Origin of the sequence: Bradyrhizobium sp. SUTN9-2, from assembly GCF_003122645.1 — a bacterium.
GTDB classification, from domain to species: Bacteria; Pseudomonadota; Alphaproteobacteria; order Rhizobiales; family Xanthobacteraceae; genus Bradyrhizobium; species Bradyrhizobium yuanmingense.
Genome location: NZ_LAXE01000001.1, coordinates 6285403 through 6310796, shown reverse-complemented (window position 1 = coordinate 6310796; position 25394 = coordinate 6285403). Strand labels below are relative to the sequence as shown.

The 25394-nt window shown below is 65.2% G+C and carries 21 protein-coding genes; 11 read left to right on the top strand and 10 right to left on the bottom strand.

Annotated elements, in window-relative coordinates; translation table 11 throughout:
- Nucleotides 1-115: 115 nt before the first annotated feature.
- From XF30_RS29170 to cyoD, 4 genes are read left to right on the top strand one after another with little or no spacing between them, the layout of a single operon-like run.
- Nucleotides 116-949 (top strand): cytochrome ubiquinol oxidase subunit II family protein, encoded by an 834-nt coding sequence (locus XF30_RS29170; RefSeq protein WP_036026020.1) that lies wholly within the window; start codon nucleotides 116-118, stop codon nucleotides 947-949.
- Nucleotides 939-2939, top strand: coding sequence for a cytochrome o ubiquinol oxidase subunit I (cyoB, locus tag XF30_RS29165; RefSeq protein WP_109145890.1), 2001 nt, complete (start codon nucleotides 939-941; stop codon nucleotides 2937-2939). The genes XF30_RS29170 and cyoB overlap by 11 nt, the downstream gene beginning before the upstream one ends.
- Nucleotides 2939-3580 carry a cytochrome (ubi)quinol oxidase subunit III gene (locus XF30_RS29160; RefSeq protein WP_036026017.1) on the top strand — a complete coding sequence of 214 codons (642 nt, stop codon included), beginning with the start codon at nucleotides 2939-2941 and terminating at the stop codon, nucleotides 3578-3580. The genes cyoB and XF30_RS29160 overlap by 1 nt, the downstream gene beginning before the upstream one ends.
- On the top strand, nucleotides 3577-3963 hold the full coding sequence (cyoD, locus tag XF30_RS29155; RefSeq protein WP_057026820.1) for a cytochrome o ubiquinol oxidase subunit IV: 387 nt from the start codon (nucleotides 3577-3579) through the stop codon (nucleotides 3961-3963). The genes XF30_RS29160 and cyoD overlap by 4 nt, the downstream gene beginning before the upstream one ends.
- A 221-nt stretch (nucleotides 3964-4184) precedes the next feature.
- Here cyoD and XF30_RS29150 read toward each other — a convergent pair whose 3' ends face one another.
- Nucleotides 4185-4973 (bottom strand): thermonuclease family protein, encoded by a 789-nt coding sequence (locus XF30_RS29150; RefSeq protein WP_109144585.1) that lies wholly within the window; start codon nucleotides 4971-4973, stop codon nucleotides 4185-4187.
- Between the two features lie 201 nt (nucleotides 4974-5174).
- Here XF30_RS29150 and XF30_RS29145 point away from each other — a divergent pair, with 201 nt between their 5' ends.
- From XF30_RS29145 to XF30_RS29135, 3 genes are all read left to right on the top strand, one after another.
- Nucleotides 5175-6773: a GMC family oxidoreductase gene (locus XF30_RS29145; protein WP_109144584.1), complete on the top strand. Its 1599-nt coding sequence runs from the start codon at nucleotides 5175-5177 to the stop codon at nucleotides 6771-6773.
- A gap of 7 nt (nucleotides 6774-6780) precedes the next feature.
- Nucleotides 6781-7230 (top strand): gluconate 2-dehydrogenase subunit 3 family protein, encoded by a 450-nt coding sequence (locus XF30_RS29140; protein WP_109144583.1) that lies wholly within the window; start codon nucleotides 6781-6783, stop codon nucleotides 7228-7230.
- Nucleotides 7231-7322: 92 nt separating this feature from the next.
- Nucleotides 7323-8342: a S1C family serine protease gene (locus XF30_RS29135; protein WP_036026003.1), complete on the top strand. Its 1020-nt coding sequence runs from the start codon at nucleotides 7323-7325 to the stop codon at nucleotides 8340-8342.
- Between the two features lie 56 nt (nucleotides 8343-8398).
- Here the strand turns inward: XF30_RS29135 and XF30_RS29130 are convergent, their stop codons facing one another.
- Nucleotides 8399-11875, bottom strand: coding sequence for an indolepyruvate ferredoxin oxidoreductase family protein (locus XF30_RS29130; RefSeq protein ID WP_109144582.1), 3477 nt, complete (start codon nucleotides 11873-11875; stop codon nucleotides 8399-8401).
- A 163-nt stretch (nucleotides 11876-12038) separates the two neighbouring features.
- Here XF30_RS29130 and XF30_RS29125 point away from each other — a divergent pair, with 163 nt between their 5' ends.
- The 3 genes from XF30_RS29125 to XF30_RS29115 all read left to right on the top strand — a co-directional run bounded on the left by XF30_RS29125 (nucleotide 12039) and on the right by XF30_RS29115 (nucleotide 15695).
- Complete coding sequence (locus tag XF30_RS29125; RefSeq protein ID WP_109144581.1) at nucleotides 12039-12992, top strand: hypothetical protein; 954 nt, start codon at nucleotides 12039-12041, stop codon at nucleotides 12990-12992.
- 326 nt (nucleotides 12993-13318) lie between these two features.
- Entirely contained in the window at nucleotides 13319-14017 is a 699-nt protein-coding gene (locus XF30_RS29120; RefSeq protein ID WP_109144580.1) for a cysteine hydrolase family protein, read from the top strand.
- Nucleotides 14018-14027: 10 nt separating this feature from the next.
- On the top strand, nucleotides 14028-15695 hold the full coding sequence (locus XF30_RS29115) for a hypothetical protein (RefSeq protein WP_036004309.1): 1668 nt from the start codon (nucleotides 14028-14030) through the stop codon (nucleotides 15693-15695).
- A gap of 53 nt (nucleotides 15696-15748) precedes the next feature.
- Here XF30_RS29115 and soxA read toward each other — a convergent pair whose 3' ends face one another.
- From soxA to XF30_RS29080, 7 genes are all read right to left on the bottom strand, one after another.
- Nucleotides 15749-16531, bottom strand: a complete 783-nt coding sequence (gene soxA / locus XF30_RS29110) for a sulfur oxidation c-type cytochrome SoxA (RefSeq protein WP_036004313.1) — start codon at nucleotides 16529-16531, stop codon at nucleotides 15749-15751.
- Nucleotides 16528-16845: a thiosulfate oxidation carrier complex protein SoxZ gene (gene soxZ, locus XF30_RS29105; RefSeq protein WP_036004317.1), complete on the bottom strand. Its 318-nt coding sequence runs from the start codon at nucleotides 16843-16845 to the stop codon at nucleotides 16528-16530. Before soxZ ends, soxA begins: the two co-directional genes overlap by 4 nt.
- The gene (locus tag XF30_RS29100) at nucleotides 16845-17312 is read right to left on the bottom strand and encodes a SoxY-related AACIE arm protein (protein ID WP_109144579.1); all 468 of its coding nucleotides are present in this window, start codon (nucleotides 17310-17312) and stop codon (nucleotides 16845-16847) included. The genes soxZ and XF30_RS29100 overlap by 1 nt, the downstream gene beginning before the upstream one ends.
- A 5-nt stretch (nucleotides 17313-17317) precedes the next feature.
- On the bottom strand, nucleotides 17318-17764 hold the full coding sequence (soxX, locus tag XF30_RS29095; protein WP_036025993.1) for a sulfur oxidation c-type cytochrome SoxX: 447 nt from the start codon (nucleotides 17762-17764) through the stop codon (nucleotides 17318-17320).
- Nucleotides 17757-19028 (bottom strand): NAD(P)/FAD-dependent oxidoreductase, encoded by a 1272-nt coding sequence (locus tag XF30_RS29090; RefSeq protein WP_109144578.1) that lies wholly within the window; start codon nucleotides 19026-19028, stop codon nucleotides 17757-17759. Before XF30_RS29090 ends, soxX begins: the two co-directional genes overlap by 8 nt.
- 104 nt (nucleotides 19029-19132) lie before the next feature.
- Nucleotides 19133-21319 (bottom strand): xanthine dehydrogenase family protein molybdopterin-binding subunit, encoded by a 2187-nt coding sequence (locus XF30_RS29085; RefSeq protein ID WP_109144577.1) that lies wholly within the window; start codon nucleotides 21317-21319, stop codon nucleotides 19133-19135.
- A 12-nt stretch (nucleotides 21320-21331) separates the two neighbouring features.
- Nucleotides 21332-21781 (bottom strand): (2Fe-2S)-binding protein, encoded by a 450-nt coding sequence (locus tag XF30_RS29080; RefSeq protein WP_036004329.1) that lies wholly within the window; start codon nucleotides 21779-21781, stop codon nucleotides 21332-21334.
- Nucleotides 21782-22139: 358 nt separating this feature from the next.
- Here XF30_RS29080 and XF30_RS29075 point away from each other — a divergent pair, with 358 nt between their 5' ends.
- On the top strand, nucleotides 22140-23744 hold the full coding sequence (locus tag XF30_RS29075) for a B12-binding domain-containing radical SAM protein (RefSeq protein ID WP_036004332.1): 1605 nt from the start codon (nucleotides 22140-22142) through the stop codon (nucleotides 23742-23744).
- A 4-nt stretch (nucleotides 23745-23748) separates the two neighbouring features.
- On the opposite strand, the gene XF30_RS29070 is transcribed toward XF30_RS29075, so the two are convergent.
- A complete protein-coding gene (locus XF30_RS29070) occupies nucleotides 23749-25137 on the bottom strand; it encodes an MFS transporter (RefSeq protein ID WP_109144576.1) in 1389 nt (462 codons plus the stop codon).
- Between the last annotated feature and the right edge of the window lie 257 nt (nucleotides 25138-25394).

The window sequence follows — 25394 nt, the reverse complement described above, 5'->3', positions numbered from 1 at the left end:
CGCGCATGGCTGGCCGTTGCGGTCCAGGAACCGTTCCGGCCTCGCAGCGTTTGTCGCGGAGCCTTTCCCGCGCTAGGCTCAGTCTCGGGGCTTCCCAACCACCAGTGGCTTGCCGATGAATCTGCTCGATCCGCAAGGGCCCGTGGCTGCGGCCAATAGAACTATTTTGGTCGATTCGGTCTTCATCATGCTCGTGATCGTGGTGCCGACCATTTTCGCGATTCTGGCTTTCGCGTTCTGGTTTCGCGCCTCGAATCCGAGGGCGCGCTACCAGCCGGAGTTCGTCTATTCCGGCCGCGTCGAGATGGTGGTGTGGTCTATTCCGGCGCTCACCGTGATCCTGCTCGGCGGCGTCGCCTGGATCGGCTCGCACCAGCTCGATCCCGCCGCGCCCGTTCCGGGCACCGGCAGCCCAGTGCGGATCCAGGCGGTCTCGCTCGACTGGAAATGGCTGTTCATCTATCCGGACCAGCGCATCGCCACCGTCAACACGCTGACGGTGCCGGCCGGCGCCGAGCTGAATTTCCAGCTGACGTCATCGAGCGTGATGAACACGTTCTTCATCCCGCAGCTCGGCAGCATGATCTACACCATGAACGGCATGGTGACGAAGCTGAACCTGCGCGCCGACAACGAAGGCAAGCTTCAGGGTCTGTCCGCGCATTTCTCCGGCGACGGTTTCCCGGACATGATGTTCGACGTCAACGTGATCTCGCCGCTCGCCTTCCCGGACTGGGTGGCGAACACGGCTAAGACGGACGCGGTGCTGAACGAGGACAGCTACAAGAAGCTGATGCAGCAGGGCATTGAGAAGGGCAGGCCGGTCTACCGCCTCGACGATCCGCGCCTGTTCGATTTGATCGCGACCCAGCATATTCCGCCGGGGCCCGGGCCGGCCCTCGCGTCCGAAGCAGGCCGGTCGCACAGTGGAGGCCATGATGCTCGGTAAGCTCGATTGGTCGGCCATCCCGCTCGACCAGCCGATTCCGCTCGTGGCCGGCGCGGTGGTGCTGGTCGCGATCCTCGGCGTGCTGGGCTGGGTCGTGGTGAAGGGACATCTGCCCTATCTCTGGCACGAATGGATCACCAGCGTCGACCACAAGCGCATCGGGGTCATGTACATCCTGCTCGCCTCGGTCATGCTGCTGCGCGGCGGCAGCGACGCCATCATGATGCGGATCCAGCAGGCTGTGGCGTATCAATCGCAGGGCTATCTGCCGCCGGAGCACTACAACCAGATCTTCTCCGCGCACGGCACCATCATGATCTTCTTCGTGGCGATGCCGTTCGTGATCGGGCTGATGAACCTCATCGTACCGCTCCAGCTCGGCGTGCGGGACGTCGCCTTCCCGACGCTCAATTCGGTCGGCTTCTGGCTGACGGCGACGGGTGCGCTCTTGGTCAATATCTCGCTCGTGGTCGGCGAATTCGCGCGCACCGGCTGGCTCGCCTTTCCGCCGCTGTCGCAACTGTCCTATTCGCCCGGCGTCGGCGTCGACTATTACGCCTGGTCGCTGCAGATTTCCGGCGTCGGCACGCTGGTGGCCGGCATCAATCTCGTCACCACCGTGCTGAAGCTGCGCACCAAGGGCATGAACTACCTGCGCATGCCGATGTTCTGCTGGACCACGCTGGCCTCGAACCTCCTCATCGTCGCGGCGTTCCCGATCCTTACCGCGACGCTGGCGATGCTGCTGCTCGACCGCTATCTCGGCTTCCACTTCTTCACCAACGAGGCCGGCGGCAACGTCATGATGTTCATGAACCTGATCTGGGCCTGGGGCCATCCCGAGGTCTACATCCTGGTGCTGCCCGCCTTCGGCATCTTCTCCGAGGTGGTCTCGACCTTCTCCGGCAAGGCGCTGTTCGGCTACCGCTCCATGGTGCTCGCGACCATGGCGATCTGTGTCGTCTCCTTCATGGTCTGGCTGCACCACTTCTTCACGATGGGCGCAGGTCCCAACGTCAATGCCATCTTCGGCATCGCCAGCATGATCATTGCGATACCGACCGGCGTGAAGATCTACAATTGGCTGTTCACGATGTATGGCGGCCGCATCCGTTTTGCGACACCAATGTTGTGGTCGGTCGGCTTCATGGTGACGTTCCTCATCGGCGGACTGACCGGCGTGCTGCTCGCGGTGCCGCCGGCCGACTTCATCCTCCACAACAGCATGTTCCTGGTGGCGCACTTCCACAACGTGATCATCGGCGGCGTGCTGTTCGGCGTTTTTGCCGGCTTCGAGTACTGGTTCCCGAAGGCGTTCGGCTTCCGTCTCGACGAACGCTGGGGCAAGGCCGCGTTCTGGTTCACCTTCATCGGTTTCTTCATAACCTTCATGCCGCTCTACATTGCCGGCATGCTCGGCATGACCCGGCGCATGCAGCACTACGACGTCGCGGCCTGGCGGCCCTGGATGATCGTTGCGGCGGTCGGCGTGGCGGTGCTGACGATCGGGGTGATCTGTCAGATCGTGCAGCTCGTCGTCAGCATCCGCAATCGCGAGGCGTTGCGCGACCGCACCGGCGATCCCTGGGACGGGCGCTCGCTGGAATGGGCAACCTCGTCGCCGCCGCCGGTGTTCAACTTCGCCTTCAATCCCGATGTGCGCGGCGAGGACGCCTATTGGGATATGAAGGCGCGCGCGAGGCAGCAATCGCTCGCGCATGAGACGCCGGATTATCAGGACATCGAGATGCCCCGGAATTCCCCGACCGGATTCGTCTGTGCCTTCTTCGCCACCATCATGGGATTCGCGCTGATCTGGCACATCTGGTGGATGGTGATCCTGGGCGGCTTGGGCGCTTGGGCGACCTTCGTCGTGTTCGCCTGGCGCGACCATGACGAATACGTCATCCCGGCCGAGGAGGTCGCCCGCATCGACCGCAGCAACATCGAGGAACGGCGCAACCTCGTCAGCATGGCGGGAGCAGTCTGATGGCGATGACCGCGACCGCAGGCCACGCGCACGCCGATCCCCATCATATCGGCCTCGTCATCGAGCATCCCGGCCCCGCGCCGAAGCGGATCGTGACCGCCTACGGCTTCTGGATCTTCCTGCTCTCCGACATCGTGATGTTCTCCTGCTTCTTCGCGGCCTATGCGGTGCTGTCAGGCCAGACCGCCGGCGGCCCCAAGGGCGCGGAGATCTTCGAGCAGAGGAACGTGGCGATCGAGACGGTCTGCCTGCTGTTGTCGAGCTTCACCTGCGGCATGGCCAGCATCGCCGCCGACGTGCGCAACCGGTTCTGGTTTTATCTTAGCATGACCGTGACCTGCGTGCTCGGGCTGATATTCCTCGTTCTCGAGTTTCGCGAATTTGCCGACCTCATCGCGCGCGGCTATGGCCCGTCACGCAGTGCGTTCCTGACCGCGTTCTTCTCGCTGGTCGGCTGCCATGGCCTTCACGTCTCGGCCGGCGTGCTGTGGCTGCTCACCATGATGGCCCAGGTGTTCGCAAAGGGCTTTCGCGCGGACATCTTGCGCCGGATGACGTGCTTTGCGCTGTTCTGGCACGCGCTCGACATCGTCTGGGTCGCAGTGTTCTCCGTCGTTTACCTGCTCGGGAGCGCGCCATGAGTGAGCAGACGCATGGAATGGTCAAACACGACCTCGCGCCGGGCGAGGAAGAAGAGCATAGCGTCGGCGCAAGGATCCTAGGTTACGTCGTCGGGCTCGTGCTCGCGCTGCTGCTCACGGCGACGTCGTTCTTCATCGCCGGCACGGACCTGGTCTGGCAGCCCTCGATTCCCGTCGCGCTGATCGTGCTCGCGATCGCACAGATGGGCGTGCATCTTGTGTTCTTCCTGCACATCACCACCGGCCCCGATAACACCAACAACGTGCTGGCGCTCGCCTTCGGGCTGCTGGTGGTGTTCCTGGTGGTCGGCGGCACGGTCTGGATCATGGCGAATCTCAACGCCAACATGCCGCCGATGGACCAGATCATGCGGATGCAGTGACAGCCGCGCAAAAAGAAAGAGCCGCTTGCTTGTGACAAGCGGCCCAAGTCTAGGGAGGAAACGCCCAAGCAAAGACAATCGGCCGGAGCCGGATTGCTGCCAAGGAAACGCTCGCGCAAGGGCGCTTGCGTTGGCATACAAATGCAGCAACCGCCGACGAAGTTCAATTCCGGATCAATACGGTCTCGGATTACCACTCACGGGTGCGTGAGGGAGCTTGCTCACCTTGGCCGGCGGCAATTGTAGGCCTTGCGGAAGCCGGCCGCCTGGGCGTCGTCCTCCGAGCAGAACCAGCGATCCGGTGTCGTGGTCGCGGGATAGCTCGGACATCCGCGCAGATGGTAGATGCCGATATTGCCGGTGACGCGGGCGCGCACCGCGAGCTTGCCCTTGATGCTGCAATTGGGGGGCATGGTCAGCTCCTCCGGAAACAGCACGGCGCGGATTTCCTTGTCGCGGTCCGGGCGGCAGGCGGTGCCCAGCAGCGCGCCGTCCTTCTTGCCGCTGCGGAAATCTTGCGGTGCAACAAAACAGCCCTTCCAGATCCCCGCCGCCGTCGTCTTGGCCTCGGTGGCTGCCGGCTTGACGTTGGCCTTCATCGGCTCGCGTGCGAGGGCAAAGCCGAGCTTGATCAGCTGCTCGTTCAGGCTGGCCTTGTCGCCTTCGGCCGTGCAGATGGCGCGGTGCCGCTTGCCAAAGCTCTTCTCGGGTCCGACATCGTCGCAGCGCACCGTTCGTTTGTTGATGAGCTTCGCGAGCTGGTCGCGGGCCTCGATGCCGCAGGTCCAGGCATCGGCTTTATTGTCGATACAGACCTGGTCGAGCTCCGGCGCGTCGACGCCGTCGAGCCGGTAGGTGACGTCGCCGAGCTGGACCGAGTTGCCGTCACGGGCCGTCGCGGCGCCGGTCAGCGCGGAAACTGGTCCGGACAAGGCCAGAAATCCGGACAAGGCGAGAAACGAAACGAGCGCAAAAGCGCGGGCGGCTGCAAAGATTTTCTGGAAGGACATACGGTCTCGCTATCGATGGCTCGTGCGCCCCGTTCCTAGCATCCGGATGTGGCGAGACCAATGGTCTGCGCCTCGCGAAGTGCGACATTCCGGCCCCGCCGCTTTACTCCGCCGGCGCTCTGCCCGTATCGTTTCGCCGGCCTCGCTGACCGCGCAAGGCCGAATCGCCCGGTAAGCGGCGAGGGGGAGGACAAGGTTGCGATGAAAGACCCGGTGGATGTCCTGATCATCGGCGCCGGCGCTTCGGGCGCGGCGGTGGCGTGGTCGCTGGCCGAGACCAAGATGCACATCCTCTGCCTGGAGCAGGGCGGCTGGATGAACCCGGCGGAATATCCCAGCACGGGCCGCGACTGGGAGGCCAAGTTCTACGGCGAATGGTCGTCGAGCCCGAACGTGCGCGGCCGGCCCGAGGACTACCCGATCAACGACGACAACTCTCCGATCAAGGTCGTGAACTACAACGCGGTCGGCGGCTCGACGGTGATGTACACCGCGCACTGGCCGCGGCTGCATCCCTCCGATTTCAAGGTGAAGACGCTCGACGGCGTCGCCGACGACTGGCCGATCGACTACGAGGCATTGACTCCGTTCTTCGAAGAGAACGACCGCATGATGGGCACGTCGGGCCTGTCAGGCGATCCGCTGTCGCCGCTGACGCATCCGCCGATGCCGCAGCAGCCGATGGGCCTGTCCGGCGCCATCATCGCCAAGGCCATGAACAAGCTCGGCTGGCACTGGTGGCCGTCGGACACCACGGTCGCGACGATGGACTACGAGGGCCGGGCGCGCTGCATCAATCTCGGCCATTGCACGCCGGCCTGCGCGCAAGGCGCAAAATCCTCCACCGACATCACCTATTGGCCGCATGCGATCCGCGCCGGCGTCGAGCTGCGCACGCATTGCCGGGTGCGCGAGATCATCACCGACGAGAACGGCATGGCCTCGGGCGTGGTCTATTACGACAAGGACGGCATCGAGCAGTTTCAGCCCGCGCATGTCGTCGTCATCGCCTGCAACGGCGTCGGCACGCCGCGGCTGCTGCTCAACTCGGCATCGGGCCGCTTCCCCAACGGTCTCGCCAATTCGTCGGGCCTCGTCGGCAAGAACCTGATGTTCCATCCCTATGCGCAGATCTACGGCTATGTGAAGGAGCCGACTGACTCCAACCGCGCGCCGCCGACCTGTCTGTGGAGCAAGCAATGGTATGACACCGACCTGTCGCGCGGCTTCGTGCGCGGCTATGGCGTTCAGTTCGTGCGCGGGGCCGGGCCGGTGTTCGAAGCCGTAGTCAGCGAGCAGAAGGGCATCTTGCCGTGGGGCGAGGATCACCACCGCGTGTTCCGCAAGCTCAACGGCCACCGGCTTGGTTTCTCCGCAATCTGCGAGGATTTGCCGGAGGAGCACAATCGTGTCACGCTCGATCCGGTGCTGAAGGACAGTCACGGCATTCCCGCGCCGAAGGTCGACTACACCATCAGCGAGAACAGCCGGAAGATGATGGAGCACGCGCTGGCGCGCGGCCGCGAGTTCCTCGAGACTGCCGGCGCGAGCGACATCTGCGTCAACTCGCCGATTCCCTGGGGCGGCTGGCACCTGCTCGGCACCGCGCGCATGGGCACCGACCCAGAGCGCTCCGTCGTCAACGAATGGGGCCGCTCGCACGACGTGAAGAACCTCTTCATCGTCGACGGCAGCATCTTCGTCACCTCGGGCGGCGTGAACCCGACTTCCACCATCCAGGCCCTCGCGCTCTACATCGCCGACCAGATGAAGCAGCGCCTCGCCAATTTGTTCGATTGAGGCTGTGATGTCCGCAGACAACCAACTGACACGCAGGCAGCGCAACGATCTCCGCGCTATCGCCGCGATGATCATCCCGGCCAGCGACGAGTACAAGGTGCCGGGCGCCGACGATCCCGCGATCCAGGCCGACATGCTGGCAACGCTCGGTCGCGATACCAAATTGGTGGCGGCGGCGCTGGATCATTTGGCGCGGCTCGCCGGGGGCCCGCTCGCCGAGCTCGATGCCGCCAGACGCGACGCGGTGGTGCACGAGTTTCGGAAGAACGGCGGTGCCGCCGCCGCAACCCTCGTCCGTGTCGTGCTGCAATGCTATTACCGCGACGACCGCGTGCTGGGCTCGCTGGGGCTCGAGCTGCGCGCGCCTTTCCCCAAGGGCCATGTGCTACCGGACGGGGACTGGTCGCTGCTCGATCCGGTCAAGGCGAGAGGCGGCGCGCTGCGGCGCCCGCCCTAGCCATCTGGGCAGTCCGGCCCTGCGCTCCAGGCGGGCCACTTGCGCCTCCGGGAGCAGGCCACCATCTGTGTGAGCCTTCGAGGACTCTTGCCATGTTGGACTTCACCTCAGATATCGCCGATGACGCACCGTCATCGCGGACGACGGCGCCTGGCCCGGCCGATGACCGGGCGCTGCTGGACGCCTATTCCAATGCCGTGATCGACGTGACCGACCGGGTCGGGCCCGCGGTCGTGCGCGTCGAGACCGGCCCCAAGGTGTCGAACGGTCGCGAGCGCGGCGGGCTCGGCTCCGGCATCGTGATCTCGCCGGATGGGCTCGTGCTCACCAACAGTCATGTGGTCGGCACGTCGAAGGAGATCCGGCTGCGCGACGTCGAAGGCCATGTCGGCGACGCCCAGGTGCTCGGTGTTGATCCCGATACGGATCTGGCGCTGCTGCGTGCCAATGGCGTGCGGCACTTGCCCTATGCCGCGCTCGGCAATTCCAAGAGCCTGCGGCGCGGCCAGCTCGTGATCGCGATCGGCAATCCGCTCGGCTTCGAATCGACCGTGACGGCCGGCGTGGTCTCGGCGCTCGGCCGCTCGATCCGCTCGGTGAGCGGGCGCACCATCGAGGACGTGATCCAGACCGATGCCGCCCTCAATCCCGGCAATTCCGGCGGGCCGCTGGTGTCGTCGCATGCCGAGGTGATCGGCATCAACACCGCGATCATCAATGGCGCGCAGGGAATCTGTTTTGCGGTCGCCAGCAACACCGCGCAATTCGTGCTGTCGGAGATCATCCGCCACGGCTATGTCCGCCGCGCCTATATCGGTGTCGCCGGGCAGACCGCGCCGGTCCCGCGGCGGCACGCGGTGCTGGCCGGGGTCGAGAACAAGATGGGCGCGCTTCTGATGCAGATCGAGCCGGATGGACCAGCGGCGAAGGCAGGCCTGTTGCCCGGCGACGTCGTGATCAGGCTCGACGGCGTCGAGATCAATGGCGTCGACGATCTGATCCGCGTGCTCGACCGCGACCGGATCGGCCGCCGGCTCGCCATGGACGTGCTGCGCCTCGGCCGCCTCCGGGCGATCGATATCGACCCGATCGAGCGCAAGCCGGCGCGCTGAACCGGGCGATGACAGCGTGTATGTGCCTGACGCGGAGAGAGGCTGGCGCCTAGCCTCTACTCCGCCGCGGCGGCAAAGCGGCTGTTCTCCAGCTCCGCTTCCAGCCGCGCCGTCTCGGCCGCCGCCAGCCTGATGTTGGCCTCCTTGACGTGGCCGAAGCCGCGGATGGTCTCCGGCACGCGCGCAAGCCGCGCCAGCAGCGGGATCTGCTCCGCCTTCAGCCCTGTGATCCGCTGATCGATCATCGCCAGGTAATGCGCGATTAGCTTGCGCTCGGTCCGGCGCTCCTCGGTGCGGCCGAACGGATCGAACGCGGTGCCGCGCAGGAATTTCAGCCTGGCGAGCACGCGGAAGGCGTGGGTCATCCAGCTGCCGAACTCCTGCTTCTGCAGATGTCCGGTTGCCTTGTCGCGCTTGGCGAAGATCGGCGGTGCGAGGTGATACTTCAGCGTGAAGTCGCCGTCGAACTTCTCCGAGACTTTCTTGGCGAAGCTGCCGTCGGTGTAGAGCCGGGCGACTTCATATTCGTCCTTGTAGGACATCAGCTTGAACAGGTTCTTTGCGATCGCTTCGGTGAGCTCGGTTGACCCCGCCGAAGCCGTGCTCTCCGCCTTGCGCACCTTGGCGACGGCTGCGAGGTAGCGGTCGGCATAGGCCTTGTCCTGATAGAAGGTCAGGAATTCGGCGCGCGTCGCGATGATATCGTCGAGCGATTTCGCAGGCGCGGACGCTCTTGCCTTGAACTGGAGCACGCTGCGCACGCGCGACATGTCGTGGGCAGCGAGCCGGCCCCAGGTGAAGGCGAGCTTGTTCATCTCGATCGCAGCGCCGTTGATCTCGATGGCGCGGAGCAGGGCCTCCAGCGACAGCGGGATCGCGCCCTTCTGGAACGCAAAGCCGAGCATGAAGGGATTGGTGGCGATGGAATCGCCCATCAGTGCCGCGGCAATGCCTGTTGCGTCGATGATGTCGAGGTTGTTGTCGCCGATCGCGTCGCGGAGCACGGTCTGCATCGCGCCCATCTCGAAATCGAGATCGGGGTTTTGCACGAAGCTCGCGGTCGGCTGCAGATCAGCGTTGATGTAGGCCTTGGTCACGCCGCGCTCGGCGCGGCTCAGCGCCGTCGGGCCCGCGGAGACGATCATGTCGCAGCCGAGGATGACATCGGCGCCGCCGGTGGTGATGCGGACGGCGGAGATGTCCTCCGGCTTTGGGGCGATGCGGACATGGCTCATCACCGCGCCGTTCTTCTGCGACAGGCCGGTGAAGTCGAGCGCCGAGCAGCCGCGGCCGTCGACATGGGCAGCCATGCCGAGCAGGGCACCGATGGTGATGACGCCGGTGCCGCCGATGCCGGTGACGAGGATGTTGTAGGGCCCGTCCAGCTCACGCGCCGGCGGCAGCGGCAGATCCGCGAACAGCTGGCCGGAATCCACAGCCGAGGTCTTCATCCGCTTCAGCGAGCCGCCATGGACGGTGACGAAGCTCGGGCAAAAGCCCTCGACGCAGGAAAAGTCCTTGTTGCAGTTCGACTGGTCGATCTGGCGCTTGCGGCCGAATTCGGTCTCCAGCGGCTGCACCGAGACGCAGTTCGAGGCCTGCGAGCAATCGCCGCAACCTTCGCAAACGAGCTCGTTGATGAAGGCGCGCTTGGCGGGATCGGGATAGAGCCCGCGCTTACGGCGGCGGCGCTTCTCGGCGGCGCAGGTCTGGTCGTAGATGATGACCGTTAGGCCCTTGATATCGCGCAGCTCGCGCTGCACGGCATCGAGCTCGCGGCGGTGGTGGATGGTCGCGCCTTGCGGGAAGTATCCGCCTTGCGGATACTTTGTGGGATCGTCGGAGACGATCGCAAGCCGCTTGACGCCTTCGGCCCAGACTTGATGGGCGATCTGCGCGACGTTGAAGGCGCCTTCGGCGGGCTGGCCGCCGGTCATCGCCACGGCGTCGTTGTAGAGGATCTTGTAGGTGATGTTGATGCCGGCGGCCGAAGCCGCACGAAGGGCGAGCAGGCCGGAATGCGTGTAGGTGCCGTCGCCGAGATTCTGGAAGATGTGATTCTCGTTCGTGAAGGGCGACTGGCCGATCCAGTTCACGCCCTCGGCGCCCATATGCGAGATCAGATCCGTGCGGCGGGTCGGCATGCTCAGCGCCATGCCGTGGCAGCCGATGCCGGCCATGGCGCGGCTGCCCTCGGGCACCCGCGTCGAGGTGTTGTGCGGGCAGCCCGAGCAGAAGAACGGCGTGCGCGCGAGCTTGATCGGCGTGCTGGTCGTCACCGGGTTGTCGAAGGCCTCGAGCCTGGCGAGGCGCTGCTCCAGCACGGGACTGTGATGGCCGAGCTTGCGCAAGCGCGCCACCAGCGCGCCAGCGACGATGGTCGGCGTCAGCTCGCCCTCGCTCGGCAACAGCGGTGCGCCGCGCTCATCGCGCTTGCCGGTGACGGTCGGGCGCTTTGAGGCATCGACGTTGTAGAGGATCCGCATCAGCTGGTCTTCGATGAAGCCGCGCTTCTCCTCGACCACCAGCACGTCCTGAAGACCTTCAGCGAAACGTTTCGCGCCGCTTTCCTCCAGCGGCCAGGTCAAGGCAACCTTGTAGATGCGAAGGCCCAGGTCCTGCGCGTCCTTGTCCGTGATGCCGAGATCAACGAGCGCCTGGCGCAGGTCGAGATAGGCTTTTCCAGTCGCGACGATGCCGAGCCGCGCAGGCTTGGAATCTAGCACCATGCGGTCGAGCTGGTTGGCGCGGGCGAAGGCCTGCACCGCGGCCATCTTGGGGCCGAACAGGCGCTTCTCAGCCTCGAGCGGCGGATCGGGCCAGCGGATGTTGAGGCCGCCGGGCGGCATCTCGAAATCGTCGGGCACCACGATCTGGATGCGTTCAGGGTCGCTATAGATCGACGCGGAGCTCTCCACGGTCTCGCTGATCGCCTTGAAGCCGACCCAGCAGCCCGAGAAGCGCGACAGTGCAAAACCGTAGAGGCCGAGGTCGAGATAGTCCTGGAGCGTGGCAGGATTGATCACGGGAATCAGCGCCGCCGCGAACACCTGCTCGCTCTGATGCGCCAGCGTCGAGGATTGGCAGCCGTGGTCGTCCCCGGCGAGCGCCAGCACGCCGCCATTGAGCGAGGTGCCGGCGGCATTGGCATGCTTGAGCGCATCGACCGAGCGGTCGACGCCCGGGCCCTTGCCGTACCAGATGCCGAACACGCCATCGACCTTGGCGCCGGGAAACAGGCCGACCTGCTGGCTGCCCCAGACCGCAGTTGCGGCGAGGTCCTCGTTCAAACCAGGGACGAAAGCGATGTCGTGCTGCTGAAGGTGCGACTTCGCCCGCCACAACGCGTGGTCGTACATGCCGAGCGGGGAACCGCGATAGCCCGAGATGAAGCCGCCGGTGTTGAGGCCCTGAAGCCGGTCGCGTTCGCGCTGCAACATGGGCAGGCGGACCTGGGCCTGCGTGCCGGAGAGGAAGATCCGCTTCGATTCGAGCCGGTATTTGTCGTCCAGCTCGACCTGCAACAGCGTCATTCGGAAGTCCTCGTCTTTCGTTCGGCGGGAGGTTTGCGCTGCGGGAGGAATCGCGGCTGCGCGATGCGAATTGTGACAGTCAAAAGGATGGGCCAGCGAAGTCAATATCGCTGGCCGCATCCGTGGCGCTCCTGCTAGTCATGGCTTGCACGCGGAGAGCGCCATGACTGCAAACGCATTCGACACCGAGATCACGGAGACGGCCGAGGCCCTGATCGGGCCGTGGCGTCAGCCACGCCAGATGCTGCAGGCGCAGACCTATGACGCGCACGCCTCGATCCATGACGACGCCACCGCGCAGAAGCTCGGCTTCAAGGGCGGCACGATCGAGGGCCCGACGCATTTCAGCCAGTTCGCTCCGCTCGGCGAGCGGCTGTGGGGGCAGGCTTGGTTCGAGATAGGCTGCCTTTCAGCACATTACCGCAGCGTCTGCTATGAGGGCGAAGAGGTGCAGGCGATCCTGGCGAAGCCATTGCCCGGCACCCGCCAGTGCCAGATCCAGATGGTCAAGCGCGACGGCACTGAGGTGCTGCGCGGCACGGCATCAGTCGGCGATTTGCCGGTTGCAACGGCGCTCGAGGCGCGCCTTGGCGAGCTCAAGCCGCTCACTGATCCCGTGATCTTGCGCGATGTGAAGGTGGCGCAGACCAGCAAGCGGCAGTCGGTGCGCATGGCGTTCGACCAGAACATGGGCGACCTCTATCCGTTCTCGCTGAGGCAGAAGCTCGCCGTCATCACCGAAAGCTCGCCGTACTATTCGGGCGCGGATAATCCGTGGGGCAAGCCCATCATCCCGATGGAGATGCTGAGCGTGCTGTTCCAGTACCGCTCCAAGGACGATCCGCTGCCGGCCAAGGGCCCGGCCGTCGGCCTGTTCGCCGACCAGGAGATCCGCCTGCTGAAGGGTCCACTTTTCGAGGGCGAGGAATACGAGGTCGAGCGCGAAGTGGTCGCGCTGTCCGGCAGCCGCCGCACCGAAAGCGCCTGGGTCAAGACGCGCGTGTTCGACAAGGCGGGCACGATGGTGGCGGCCATGATGCTGAACATGGCGACGCTGAAGGAGTCCTACGCCCCGTATGAGGAAGAGCATCGGCAGTTGTATGGGGCAGGGCGGTAGTCCCACTCCCGTCATTCCGGGGCGCGCGCAGCGCGAGTTATGATGCGCAATTGCGCATCAGAGAATCCATCTCACCTCGCGCACTGACGCCCGATGGATTCCGGGCTCGACGCTTCGCGTCGCCCCGGAATGACGAGCGGAGGCCGCTCATCCTTTAAGCAGATGCACGGCGCGAAGCCATCGCACAGGGAATGAGCAGACGCCGATCGCCGGCGTAACCTTCTGACCAGACGACAAATTCCTCGCTACCCGCGCTCAACCGCAATTGTACACAATGGCACGGCGCTTGCAGAACTCCCGCTCAGGAGAGTTCTCGCGGGGCCGTCATGTTGAACTCAGCCAAGCCGACAAGGGGCGTCGTCAGCGCCGAGCCTGAGCCGATCACGCTCGACTGGCCCGCCACCGCACTCCTCATCATCGACATGCAGCGCGACTTCATGGAGCCCGGCGGTTTCGGCGAGACGCTGGGCAACGACGTCAGCCAGCTCGCGCGCGCGGTGAAGCCGATCGGCGCGGTGCTGACGGCCGCGCGCGACACCGGCATGCTGGTCATTCACACGCGCGAGGGGCATCTGCCCGATCTCTCCGACGCGCCGCCGGCCAAGGTCGAGCGCGGCGCGCCGAGCCTTCGCATCGGCGATCCCGGTCCGATGGGCCGCATCCTCATTCGCGGCGAGGCCGGCCACGACATCATTCCCGAGCTCTATCCGCTCGACAGCGAAATCGTGATCGACAAGCCCGGCAAGGGGGCGTTCTACGCGACCGAGCTCGGCGAGGTCCTGGAGAAATACGGCATCGAGAATTTGCTGGTGTGCGGCGTCACCACCGAAGTGTGCGTCAACACCACGGTGCGCGAGGCCAACGACCGCGGCTATCGCTGCGTCGTCATCGCCGACGGCTGCGCGTCCTACTTCCCCGAGTTTCACGAGATGGGCCTGAAGATGATCAAGGCCCAGGGCGGCATCTTCGGCTGGGTCGCGGATTCAGCCGCAGTTCTGGAGGCAATGACGGTTTCGACCACATAGGGGTATTATCATGAGCACATTGAAGGGGGCGGCCGGCAGTTCTGATCTGAACAAGTCCGACTTCAAGCCGGCGCTATGGACGTCGGGCGATTGGAACGCGTTGTTCGGCTTCGGCACCAACATCCTCGTCAACATGTTGGTGCTCACGGGCCTGTTGCGCTTCGTGCTGAAGATGCCCGACAGCCTCGTGTTCGGCCGCATCCTGCCCGCGCTCGGGCTGATGATGTGTCTCTCCACCTTCTATTACGCCTATCTCGCCTATCGCCTGGCCCAGAAGACCGGCCGCAACGACGTCTGCGCGCTGCCGTCGGGCGTCAGCGTGCCGCACATGTTCATCGTCACCTTCGTGATCATGCTGCCGATCACGCTCAAGACCGGCGATCCGCTCAAGGGCTGGTCGGCCGGCCTGGTCTGGGTGTTCTTCCAGAGTTTCATCCTGATGATCGGCGGCTTCATCGCGCCGTTCATCCGCAAGATCACACCCCGCGCGGCGCTGCTCGGCACGCTCGCGGGCGTCTCCGTCACCTTCATCTCGATGCGGCCGGCGTTAGAGATGTACATGACGCCGCAGATCGGTCTCGTCTGCTTCGCCATCATCCTGGTGAGCTGGTTCGGCGGCGTGAAGTATTGGCGCGGCATTCCCGCGGGCCTCGTCGCAATCGCGGCCGGCATGATCATCGCCTGGGGCTCGAACCTGTTCGGGCTCGGCCTCGGCGGCCTGAGCATCGCGGGCGTCGGTGCGGCCTTCGCCAATTTCGGCTTCTCGGTGCCGATCCCGGCGTTTGGCTACGTCTTCTCCGGCTTCGAATTCCTCGGCATCATCCTGGTCACGGCCATTCCGTTCGGCATCTACGACCTCGTCGAGGCCATGGACAATGTCGAGAGCGCGGAAGCGGCCGGCGACGACTATCCGACCACGCGCGTGCTCACCGCCGACGGCGTCGTCAGCCTGATCGGCTGCCTGATGGGCAATCCTTTCATCAACGCGGTCTATATCGGCCATCCCGGCTGGAAGGCGATGGGCGGCCGAATCGGCTATTCGGCTGCGACCGGCATCATGGTGGTGGTGCTGTCCTGGTTCGGCATCATCTCGGTGCTGCTGGCGCTGGTGCCCGTGGTCGCGATCTCTCCGATCCTGCTCTACATCGGCATGCTGATCGGCGCGCAGGCGTTCCAGACCACGCCGGTCAAGCACGCGCCTGCGATCGTGCTGGCACTGACCCCGCACCTTGCCGCCTGGGCCAAGCTCCAGATCGATACGATGCTGGCCTCGACCATGACTGCGGCAGCAACCGTCGGCGGGATGGCGGCCGACAAGGCCGACGCGGTCAAGACCGCAGCGGTGGCGGCGCTGCCGCAGCAGGGCGTGTTCTATCACGGCCTCGAAGTCATGGGCGGCGGCTCCATCCTCGGCGGCCTCATCCTCGGCGCTATCGGTGTCTTCATCATCGAGCGCGATTTCGAGAAGGCCTCCGCCTTTGCGCTGGTCGGGGCGATCCTGACCTATTTCGGCTTCATGCATGGCGAGGCCGTCGGCATCGGCGGCGGCTTTGGCGTGACCCCCGCGGTCGCGCTGGCCTACGCCGTGATGGCCGCCGGCCTGTTCGCGGCCAGCAAGCTCGGCGCCAGCGAACACTATGCCGCGCATCCGGAGATGTCGGCCGCACCGGCGGAGTAGGCCCGGCTTCATTGTTGCGGAACGGCCGGGCGGATGGTCCGGCCGTTGCTGTTTCAGGGCCGCACCGCCGGCGTTTCCATCGGCAGGCCGCGCGCGCGCGACATCAGATAGAGCTCGAGCGCGACCAGCTCGGGCGAGCCGTAATCATAGGCCTGGGCGCGGACACCGCTCATGCAGCTGCGCAGCCGTCGCTCCAGCGAGCCCAGCGTCTGCCATTCCAGTCGATACAGCGGATAGCCGGTCGGCTGTCCTTGCGTGATCGGAGCGCCCGCGAGGCGCTTGTCGAAATTGTCGTCATGGCAGTTGGTGCAGGCAAGGTTGAGCTGGCCTTCGCGCTGCATGAAGAGGTCGCGGCCCTGGTCGACAAACGGCTTGAGTTGCGGATCGTCGCCGGCCGTGATCGGATTGCCACGCGACTGGTGGGCGACGAAGGCGGACAATGCGAGCAGGTCGCGGGTCTCGTAAGGTAGCGGCGTCGCCTGCTGATGATTGGCTCGGCAGAGATTGATGCGCTGGTCGAGCGTGACGGGACGGCCGAGGGCCTTGTCGAAGGCAGGATAACGCGCCGCGACGCCCTTCATGCTGGTGCGCGCATCGCCATGACAATCGGCGCATGCCCTGTCGGCGCTGCCGGTCTTCTTCTTCCACAGCTGCTCGCCGTCGAGCACGAACAGCATGCCGGGATTGGCGGTGTCGTCGTCCTGCATCGCCCGGGTGTCCGGGCCCATGAAGGCATAGCCGGAGCGGCGCGCATCGGGCGGGATCTCTGCGGCGAGCAGGGCTGGGCCCGTGACGAGGAATATCGCCGCCGCCGCTATCGCGCGCCAAGCGATCATTCGACCCTGATCGATGCGGATGCGGTGGACGAATAGCCGTTGTCGCCAATCCACTCGAACTCGAACTTGCCGCTCTCCTTGGCCACCGTGAAGAACGACAAATATGGGTTCGCCGCGATCGCCGGAAACAGGTCGGCACGAAAGATTTCGGCGCCGTTGTAGCGGCAGATGAAGCTCGTGATGATGTCGCGCGGCACGAGCTTGCCGTCCGCGGTATGGCGGAATCCTGTTTCCATGATGTGCGAGGTCAGCGTGCGGATCTCGATGATCTCGCCGCGTTTGGCTTTCGAGGGAACGTTGATGAGGGCGGCCATCAGTTCATCTCCTCGGTGCAGGCCGCCAGCGTCACGACGACATCGGCGGCAACCTGCCAGAACGTGTCGTCGGACAGGCGCGCGATCGCGACCACCTTTTGGGTATCGGCGAGCCGGATCCGGGTCGAGACCTGGGCGCGGCCGGAGGAAGGACCAAGATAGAAATTGCCGATGTTCGGCTGCGGGTTCTTCTCGTTGAAGACGTGGATGCTCTTGACGTAATCGTCCGCCGTCATCGGGCTTGCAACGCTGACCGTCATCGGCACCGTATTGCCGTTCTCGACCAGCGGCGGAATGTCGAGCCTGATCCTGCCGTTGCGAAGCTGGGCTTCGCCGACGAGGTTACGGATCGCAGCGTTGAGCATCGCGGGCGTCGCTTGAAGCGGCCGCAGCGTCACGATCGGGACCGTGCCGGCGACTGTCACGCCTCCGGCGAGGTTCAAGAATTGTCGTCGCGTGGTTGGCATGAAACCTAGTCCCGAAGCGTTGCAAGAAAAGCCACGATGTCCTCGATCTCCGCAGCCGACAGGATCGGCTTGCCGGCGAAGTTGCGTCCGACGCGGACGAGGCCGTCGTTGCGATAATAGGACGGCATGATGGTGTCCGGATTGAAGCGCGAGGCATCAACCAGTCGAAGCCGCAACTGGCTCGCGGACCACCGGTTCCCGGCACCGGCAAGATCAGGCGCGAGGTCGCCCTGGAACCGCGTTTCCGGAAATGGGCCGGAATGGCAGAGCATACAGGTCGTCGTGCGTGCGAGCACCAGCGCGCGCCCACGCGTGGCATCGCTGGTCGAGCCGGTGAGCGAGGCGGGAATGCCGTCGCCGACGATTGTGTAGGGCACGAGCTCGTCCGCGCTCGCGCTGCAGGCGAGGCTGGCAGAGATCAGCGCTGCGATATGGATCGGTGCTCTAGCCAAAGGTGTCCGCCGTGATGGTTTCAAACCAGCGCTCGGCCTCGTCCGCCTCGCGGGCGCGCAATTCGCGCGGCGCGTCGACCGGGCTGGTGGCGCCGCCCTCGACCTCGGCGAAGATGTCGCCCCTGGGCTCGTAATTGCCGGCCAGCGAAAAGCCGTAACCGGGCGCGACGACGTTGTAGCAGACGCCTGTCAGGCGTGGCGTCTCCGGCGCGCGGCCAGCAAAGAGATTCACGATCGCGCCAGCACAGGCCCTGCCTTGCGCGCTCGCAGCGGATGCTGATTTGGGAATGCCGCCGCCGAGGCAGGCGTCGCCGACGACGTGGACGTTCGGAACGAGCTTGGACTCGAACGTGACGGGATCGATCGGGCACCAGCCCGTCGCGTCCGCAGCGCCCGCGATGGCGGCGATGCGCCCCGCGCGCTGCGGCGGGATGACGTTGGCGACGTCAGGGGTGTAGTTGCCGAACTCCGTGACGATGGTTCGCATCGTCGGATCGACCGAGGTGACGCGGCCGCCTTGCGACAGTGCGACGCGCTCGATCATGTCGCCATAGAGCTCCTTCCACGCCTTCTCGAACAGCCGCTGCTGCGAGAAATTGTCCTTGGCGTCGAGGACCAGCACCTTCGAGCGCGGCTTGCTCGACCTCAGGTAATGCGCGATCAGGCTGGCGCGCTCGTAAGGTGCAGGCGGGCACCGGGAAGGATTGGCCGGGATTGCAATGGCGATCGTGCCGCCGTCCGCCATCGCTTCCAATTGCCGGCGCAGCAAAAGCGTTTGCGCGCCGGCCTTCCAGCCGTGCGGCATCGTCTCCGATGCGGCGTCGTCGTAGCCGGGCAGGGCTTCGAAATGGAAGTCGATGCCGGGCGAGAGCACGAGGCGGTCATAGCCGAACGTGGTGCCATCGCCCGTCGTCACACGACGTGTTTGCGTGTCGATGTTCGTCGCAGCCTGTGTGACGATGCTGATGCCCCCGGCGGCAAGCTTGTCATAGGCGAACTGCTGCGCCTCGATCTCGCGCAGGCCCGCGATCACCTCGTTGCTGAAGGGACAGGAGATGTAAGTCTTGTTCGGCTCAATCAGGGTGACCTGCAATTTAGCATCGGCGCGCTTGAGCGCGCGGGCGCAAGCGGCGCCGCCAAAGCCGCCGCCGACCACGACGACGCGGCCCGCCGATTGTGCGCGCAGGATCGAAGGGGCGGCGAGCGATGTGGCTGCGACGGCGATGCCGAGGACGGCATTCCGCCGCGTCACCGGCGCATTCATGAGACCTGTCCGGAAAATGCTGCGGCGGCCGATACGGCCGCCGCGATTTGTCCTTTGAGCATGATCTTTTCGGACAACCGCTCCACACTTCTCCGGATCATGCTTTACGCGAAGGTGATGTTCTGGTCGCGCAGCGGCACATGGCGGATGCGCTTGCCGGTCGCGGCGAAATACGCGTTCAGCACCGCCGGCGCCGCGATGCCGATGGTCGGCTCGCCGACGCCACCCCAGAACCCGCCGCTCGGCACCATCACCGCCTCCACCTTCGGCATCTCGTTGATGCGCATCGAGTTGTAGGTGTCGAAGTTGGTCTGCTCGATCTTGCCGTCCTTCACCGTGCAGCCGCCGTAGAACAGCGCGGAGAGGCCATAGACGAAGGAGCCGGCGACCTGTCGCTCCACCTGCGCCGGATTGACGACGTAGCCGGGATCGGTGGAGGCGACGATGCGATGCACCTTGATCTTGTTGGCGTCGGTCACCGAGATCTCGGCGGCGCCGGCGACATAGCTGCCATAGCCCATCACCTGGGCGATGCCGCGATAGACGCCTTGCGGCGCCGGCGTGGTCCAGCCGATCTTCTCGGCAACCGCATTGAGCACCGCGAGGTGCTTGGGGTGGTTGCCCATCAGCTTGCGACGGAATTCGAGCGGGTCCTGGCCTGCGGCATGGGCGAGCTCGTCCATGAAGCATTCCATGTAGATCGCGTTGTGGTTGACGTTGACGCCGCGCCAGAAGCCGGGTGGGACGTGCGGGTTGCGCATCGCATGCTCGACCAGAAGGTTCGGCACCGAATAGCCGAATGCGGCTTCGCCGGATTGGGCGACGCCCTGGAATGCCGCGGGATCCATGCCGTTCTGCAACGCTTCGGGGCGGAGCGAGAACAGGATCGATTGCCCGGACAGGCGGTAGTGCAGCGCGATCAGGTTGTTGTTGGCATCGAACGCGCCGGTCATCTTGCACTGGGTGATCGGGTGATACCTGCCGTGCGCCATGTCCTCTTCGCGCGACCACAGCAGCTTGATCGGCGTGCCCGGCATCTGCTTGGCGATCATAACCGCCTGGCGGACATAGTCGGTCTGGCCGCGCCGGCCGAAGCCGCCGCCTAACATCACCTTGTGCACGTCGCACTTCTCCGGCGGCAGGCCGGACGCTTCCAGCACCGCTGCAAACGCCGCCTCGCCGTTCTGCGTGCCGCACCAGACCTCGCATCTGTCGGCCGTGTAGAGTGCGGTGGCGTTCATCGGCTCCATCGTGGCGTGGTTCTGGTACGGATAGGAATAGACGGCCTCGATCTTCTTGGCGGCGCCGGCAATCGCGGCCTTCGCGTCGCCGTTCTTGTTGCCGACATAGGCGGGCTGCGCATTGTCGAGGCCCTCGGCCAGCCATTTCGCAATCGACTCGCTGGAGACTTTTGCGTTGTCGCCTTCGTCCCACACGATCGGCAGCGCCTCCAGCGCGGTCTTGGCGTGCCACCAGGTGTCAGCAACGACCGCGACCGCGGTATCGCCCACCTTGACCACCTTCTTGACGCCTTTCAAGTTGGCGATCTTGGCTTCGTCAAAGCTCTTCAGCTTGCCGCCGAACACCGGGCAGTCCTTGATCGCAGCGTTCAGCATGCCCGGCAGCTTGACGTCGACGCCGTAGATCATCGCGCCGGTGGTCTTGTCGACCGTGTCGAGCCGATTGACGCCCTTGCCGATCAGCTTCCAGTCCTTCGGATCCTTCAGCTTGACGTCCGCCGGCGGCGTCAGCTTCGCCGCAGCTTCGGCGACCTTGCCATAGGTCGTGGTCCGGCCCGAGGGCGTATGGGTGATGACGCTGTTCTGGGCCCTGCATTCGGAGGCCGGCACCTTCCAGGCGTCGGCTGCGGCCTGGATCAGCATCACGCGCGCGGTGGCGCCGCCCTTGCGGACATAGTCCTGCGAGGAGCGGATGCCGCGGCTGCCGCCAGTCGAGAAATCGCCCCAGACGCGCTTGCGCGCGACGCTCTGGCCGGGCGTCGGATATTCGGTCGTGACCTTGGTCCAGTCGCATTCGAGCTCCTCGGCAACGAGCTGGGCGAGGCCGGTCAGCGAGCCCTGGCCCATCTCCGAGCGGGCGATGCGGATCACCACGGTGTCGTCGGGCCTGACCACGACCCAGGCGCCGATCTCCGGCGAGCCGTCGGCGGCGCGGACCACGGCGGGGCCGCCGAAGGGCAGGTCGAGGCCGATGGCAAGGCCGGCACCGACCGCAGCGGTGCCGATGACGAAGGCGCGGCGGTTGAGCCGCGGCGATATATGCTTGTTCATGTGGGGATTTCCTTACGCGCTCGCGATCGTGTGGATCGCCTCGCGCACCTGCTGGAAGGTGCCGCAGCGGCAGATATTCGTGATGGCCTCGTCGATGTCGGCGTCGGTCGGCTTCGGCTTCTCGTTCAAGAGCGCGGCCACCGCCATGATCATGCCGCTCTGGCAATAGCCGCATTGCGGCACGTCCTGGGCGATCCAGGCCTCCTGCACCTTGTGCAGCGTATTGCCCGAGGCGAGCCCCTCGATGGTGGTGATCTGCTTGCCCTCGGCCTCGCTGACCGAGATGCCGCAGGAGCGCATCGCAACGCCATCGAGGTGAACCGTGCAGGCACCGCATTGTGCAATGCCGCAACCGTATTTGGTGCCGGTCAGGCCGGCATTCTCGCGGATTGCCCAAAGCAGCGGCGTATCCGGCTCGACGTCGAGCGTGAAGGGTTTTCCGTTGATTGTTAGGTTTGCCATCGCAAGTCCCCTGATTGGCCCAATCCACCGATTGAACTCAGGGGCGCAATGTGTGCGGCAAACTGGAACGGTTCAAATCAATAGTCCGAGGTTCAAATCAACAAACCGAGCGCGGCCAGGGCGCATGGCCCTCGCTCTGGGGTATGGACCGGGACGCCGTTTTGGCTCATCCCTTCGCAATCGATTCGGACTTGAGGCCTTGTTCCGAGGGCGCCAATCCGCGGCTTGAGGCGACGTCCGGCTGTGAATGCCGGTTCCAGGGCCCCGCGCGGCTTGCGCTGCGGCGACAGTTTGTCCCTATTGCCGGGGTGCAAGACGCGGGCGCTTTGGTACACTGCGCCGACGCAAAAGGAGTTCCATGAACGTGCCGAGTCCCTGCAACGTACTGATGCTCTACCCGCTGTTCTCGGCAGAGTCCTTCTGGACCTTCGGCGAATCCTGCAAAGTGCTGGGCGTCAAGCGCCCGGCCGCGCCCCTGGGCCTGATCACCGTCGCCGCGATGTTGCCCGAGAGCTGGACCGTCCGGCTGATCGATTGCAACACCGCGCCGTTCGGGGAGGAGGATCTCGCCTGGGCCGACGTCGTCTTCACCGGCGGAATGTTGCCCCAGCAGGCCGACACGTTGCGTCTGATCGAGCTCTGCCGCGCTGCCGGCAAGCCGGTCGTGGTCGGCGGACCCGACCCCACCTCGAGCCCTCATATCTATGAACGGGCCGATTTCCGGGTGCTCGGCGAGGCCGAGAGCGTCATGAACGAATTCATCGCGGCCTGGGAGAGCGGCGCGCGATCCGGCCTCTTCACCGCACCGAAGTTCCAGGCTGACGTCACCAAGACGCCGGTGCCGCGTTTCGACCTGCTCAAGTTCGAGGACTATCTCTATCTCGGTGTGCAATATTCGCGCGGCTGTCCGTTCACCTGCGAATTCTGCGACATCATCGAGCTCTACGGGCGCGTGCCGCGGACCAAGACGATCGAGCAGATGTTCGTCGAGCTCGAGACGCTCTACAAGATGGGCTATCGCGGCCATCTCGACTTCGTCGACGACAATTTCATCGGCAACAAGAAGTCGCTACGGCAGTTCCTGCCGAAGCTCGCCGAATGGCAGCGCACGCACGGCTATCCGTTCGAATTCTCCACGGAAGCCTCGGTCAATCTCGCCGACGACCCGGAGCTGTTGGAGCTGATGGGTGCGGCCAATTTCTTCGGCATCTTCGTCGGCATCGAAAGTCCGGACCCGGCGACGCTGGTCGCGATGCGCAAGAAGCAGAACACGCGGCGCAACATCGCCGAGAGCATCCACAAGATCTACGCCGCCGGCATGCTCGTCACCGCGGGCTTCATCGTTGGCTTCGACAACGAGAAGGTCTCGATGGCGGAGGCGATGATCGACTTCATCGAGGAGGCGGCAATCCCCGTCGCCATGGTCGGCCTGCTCTATGCCTTGCCCAACACGCAGCTCACGCGCCGGCTGGAGCGCGAAGGCCGGCTGCATTCCGGGCACGACGTGGCGCCGACGATTGGCGCCGATCAGTGCACGGCGGGCATCAATTTCGATCCGGTCCGCCCGTTGCGCGACATTCTGACGGACTACAAGCGGGTGCTGGAACACATCTACAGCCCCGCGGCCTATGCAGCACGTGTCGACCGCCTGATGACGCTGCTCGACCGGTCGAGGCAGCGTTCCGAGCTTGCCGAAGGCGATATCCGCTCCAAGCTCGGAGCCATGGAGACCGTGCACAAGGTGGTGTCCGCGCTTCCTGAGGCGCGGGGGCCGCTCTGGCAGACCTTCATGAACTGCGCCAAGCGCGACACGTCATCGGCGCGCATCGCCGTGCAGATGATCGCGGCCTATGCGCATCTCGGACCGTACTCGCGCAAGGTCATCGCGGCGATCGACCAGCGCCTGGCCGCGCTGGACAACGAGGCCGTCTCTCCTGTGGCTGTCGGCGTGACGGCGGCCTGAGGCCTTACTTCACCGCGAGCCGCAGGAAGCTCATCACGCTGCCGAGCGCGGCAAAGCCCGCGCCGAGCGCCAGCGCCAGCGTCGCGCCCTCGTGGCCAGCGAGTGCGAAGCAGGCGGCGGCGAGCGCCGCGCCAGTGGTCTGCCCAATTAGGCGCGCGGTCGCGACGATGCCGGAGGCGCTGCCGCTGCGGTGCGGCGGCGCGCTTGCCATCACCGCCTTCATGTTCGGCGCCTGGAAGAAGCCGAAGCCCATGCCGCAGATCACCATCCGCCAGATGATGTCGGCAATGGCGGGATTGGGCGGCAGTGTTGCGAGCAGCGCCATGCCGAGACCCAGCAGGACGAGGCCGATGCCGCCGAGCAGCCCGACGGCATGGCGGTCGGAGAGGCGGCCTGCGATCGGCGCCATGATGCCGACCACCAGCGGCCAGGGCGTCATGAAGAAGCCGGTCTCGACCTGCGAGCGGCCGAGCACATCCTCGAAATAGAACGGCAGCGAGACGAAGGCGAGGCCCTGGACGGCGAAGGCGCACACCGCCGTCGCCGCCGACAGGGCGAACATAGGCCTGGCGAACAGGTCGATCGGCAGCATCGGCGCGGGATGATCGGCGTGGCGGCGGGTCAGGATCACGCCGAGCACGAGGGCGGTGACCAGCTCGATGCCGACCACGAATGGCGACAGATTGTGCGCGGCGCTGCCGATGCCGGTGATGAACAGGCCGAGGCAGGCGGTGGCCAGGATCGCGCCGAGCAAGTCGAAGCCGTGATCGGCGCGCGGAGTCTTCGGCAGCATGGAAAAGCCAATGCCGATCGCGATGAGGCCGAACGGGATGTTGACGGCGAACAGCCACGGCCACGGGCCGAAGGCGAGGATGGCGGAGGCGATCGAGGGCCCGAAGGTGAAGGCGGTCGCGACCACGAGTGCGTTGTGACCGAAGCCGCGGCCGAGCATGCGGCCGGGATAGACGAAGCGCACCAGCGCCGTGTTGACGCTCATGATGCCGCTCGCGCCCAGCCCTTGCAGCGTGCGCGCCAGCAACAAGCTGTCGAGCGACCATGCCACCGCGCAGAACAGCGAGGCAATGGTGAACAGGATCAGTCCGCCGAGATAGATGCGCTGGTGCCCGACGATCTCGCCGAGCGCCCCGAGCGGCAAGAGCGTCGCCACCAGCGCGATCTGGTAGACGTTGACGACCCAGACCGACTGCTCCGGCGTGACGTGCAGGTCGGCGGCGATGGCCGGCAGGGCGATGTTGGCAATGGCAGTGTCGAGCGAGGCCATCGCGAGCGCAGTGAAGATCGCGGCAACCGCCCAGCGCCGCTGCGTCGACGGAAGACCGTCGGCGGTGGGATGGTCGGGCTCGCGCGCGGCGGCAGGTAACGTGATCGTCATTTTTGTTGGCGCGCTGCTCCGGCGGCGTAGCCATGGGGGACGTTCGGCATGTACTACGGAGGCGCCGGCTTCCACAGGCGCAAGCTTGCATGCTGTGTATGCGCGAAGGTCAGGCGATGCGGCTGCGCTGCGAGCGCAGGGCCAAATGAAAAGAGTCGAAAAACAACCCCATGCACAGTAGGAGGCCCTTTGATCGACAAGGCATTTTCCTGCCGTGTCGAAAACGGCGGTCGCAGCCGCAATCAAGTTGACTCGTC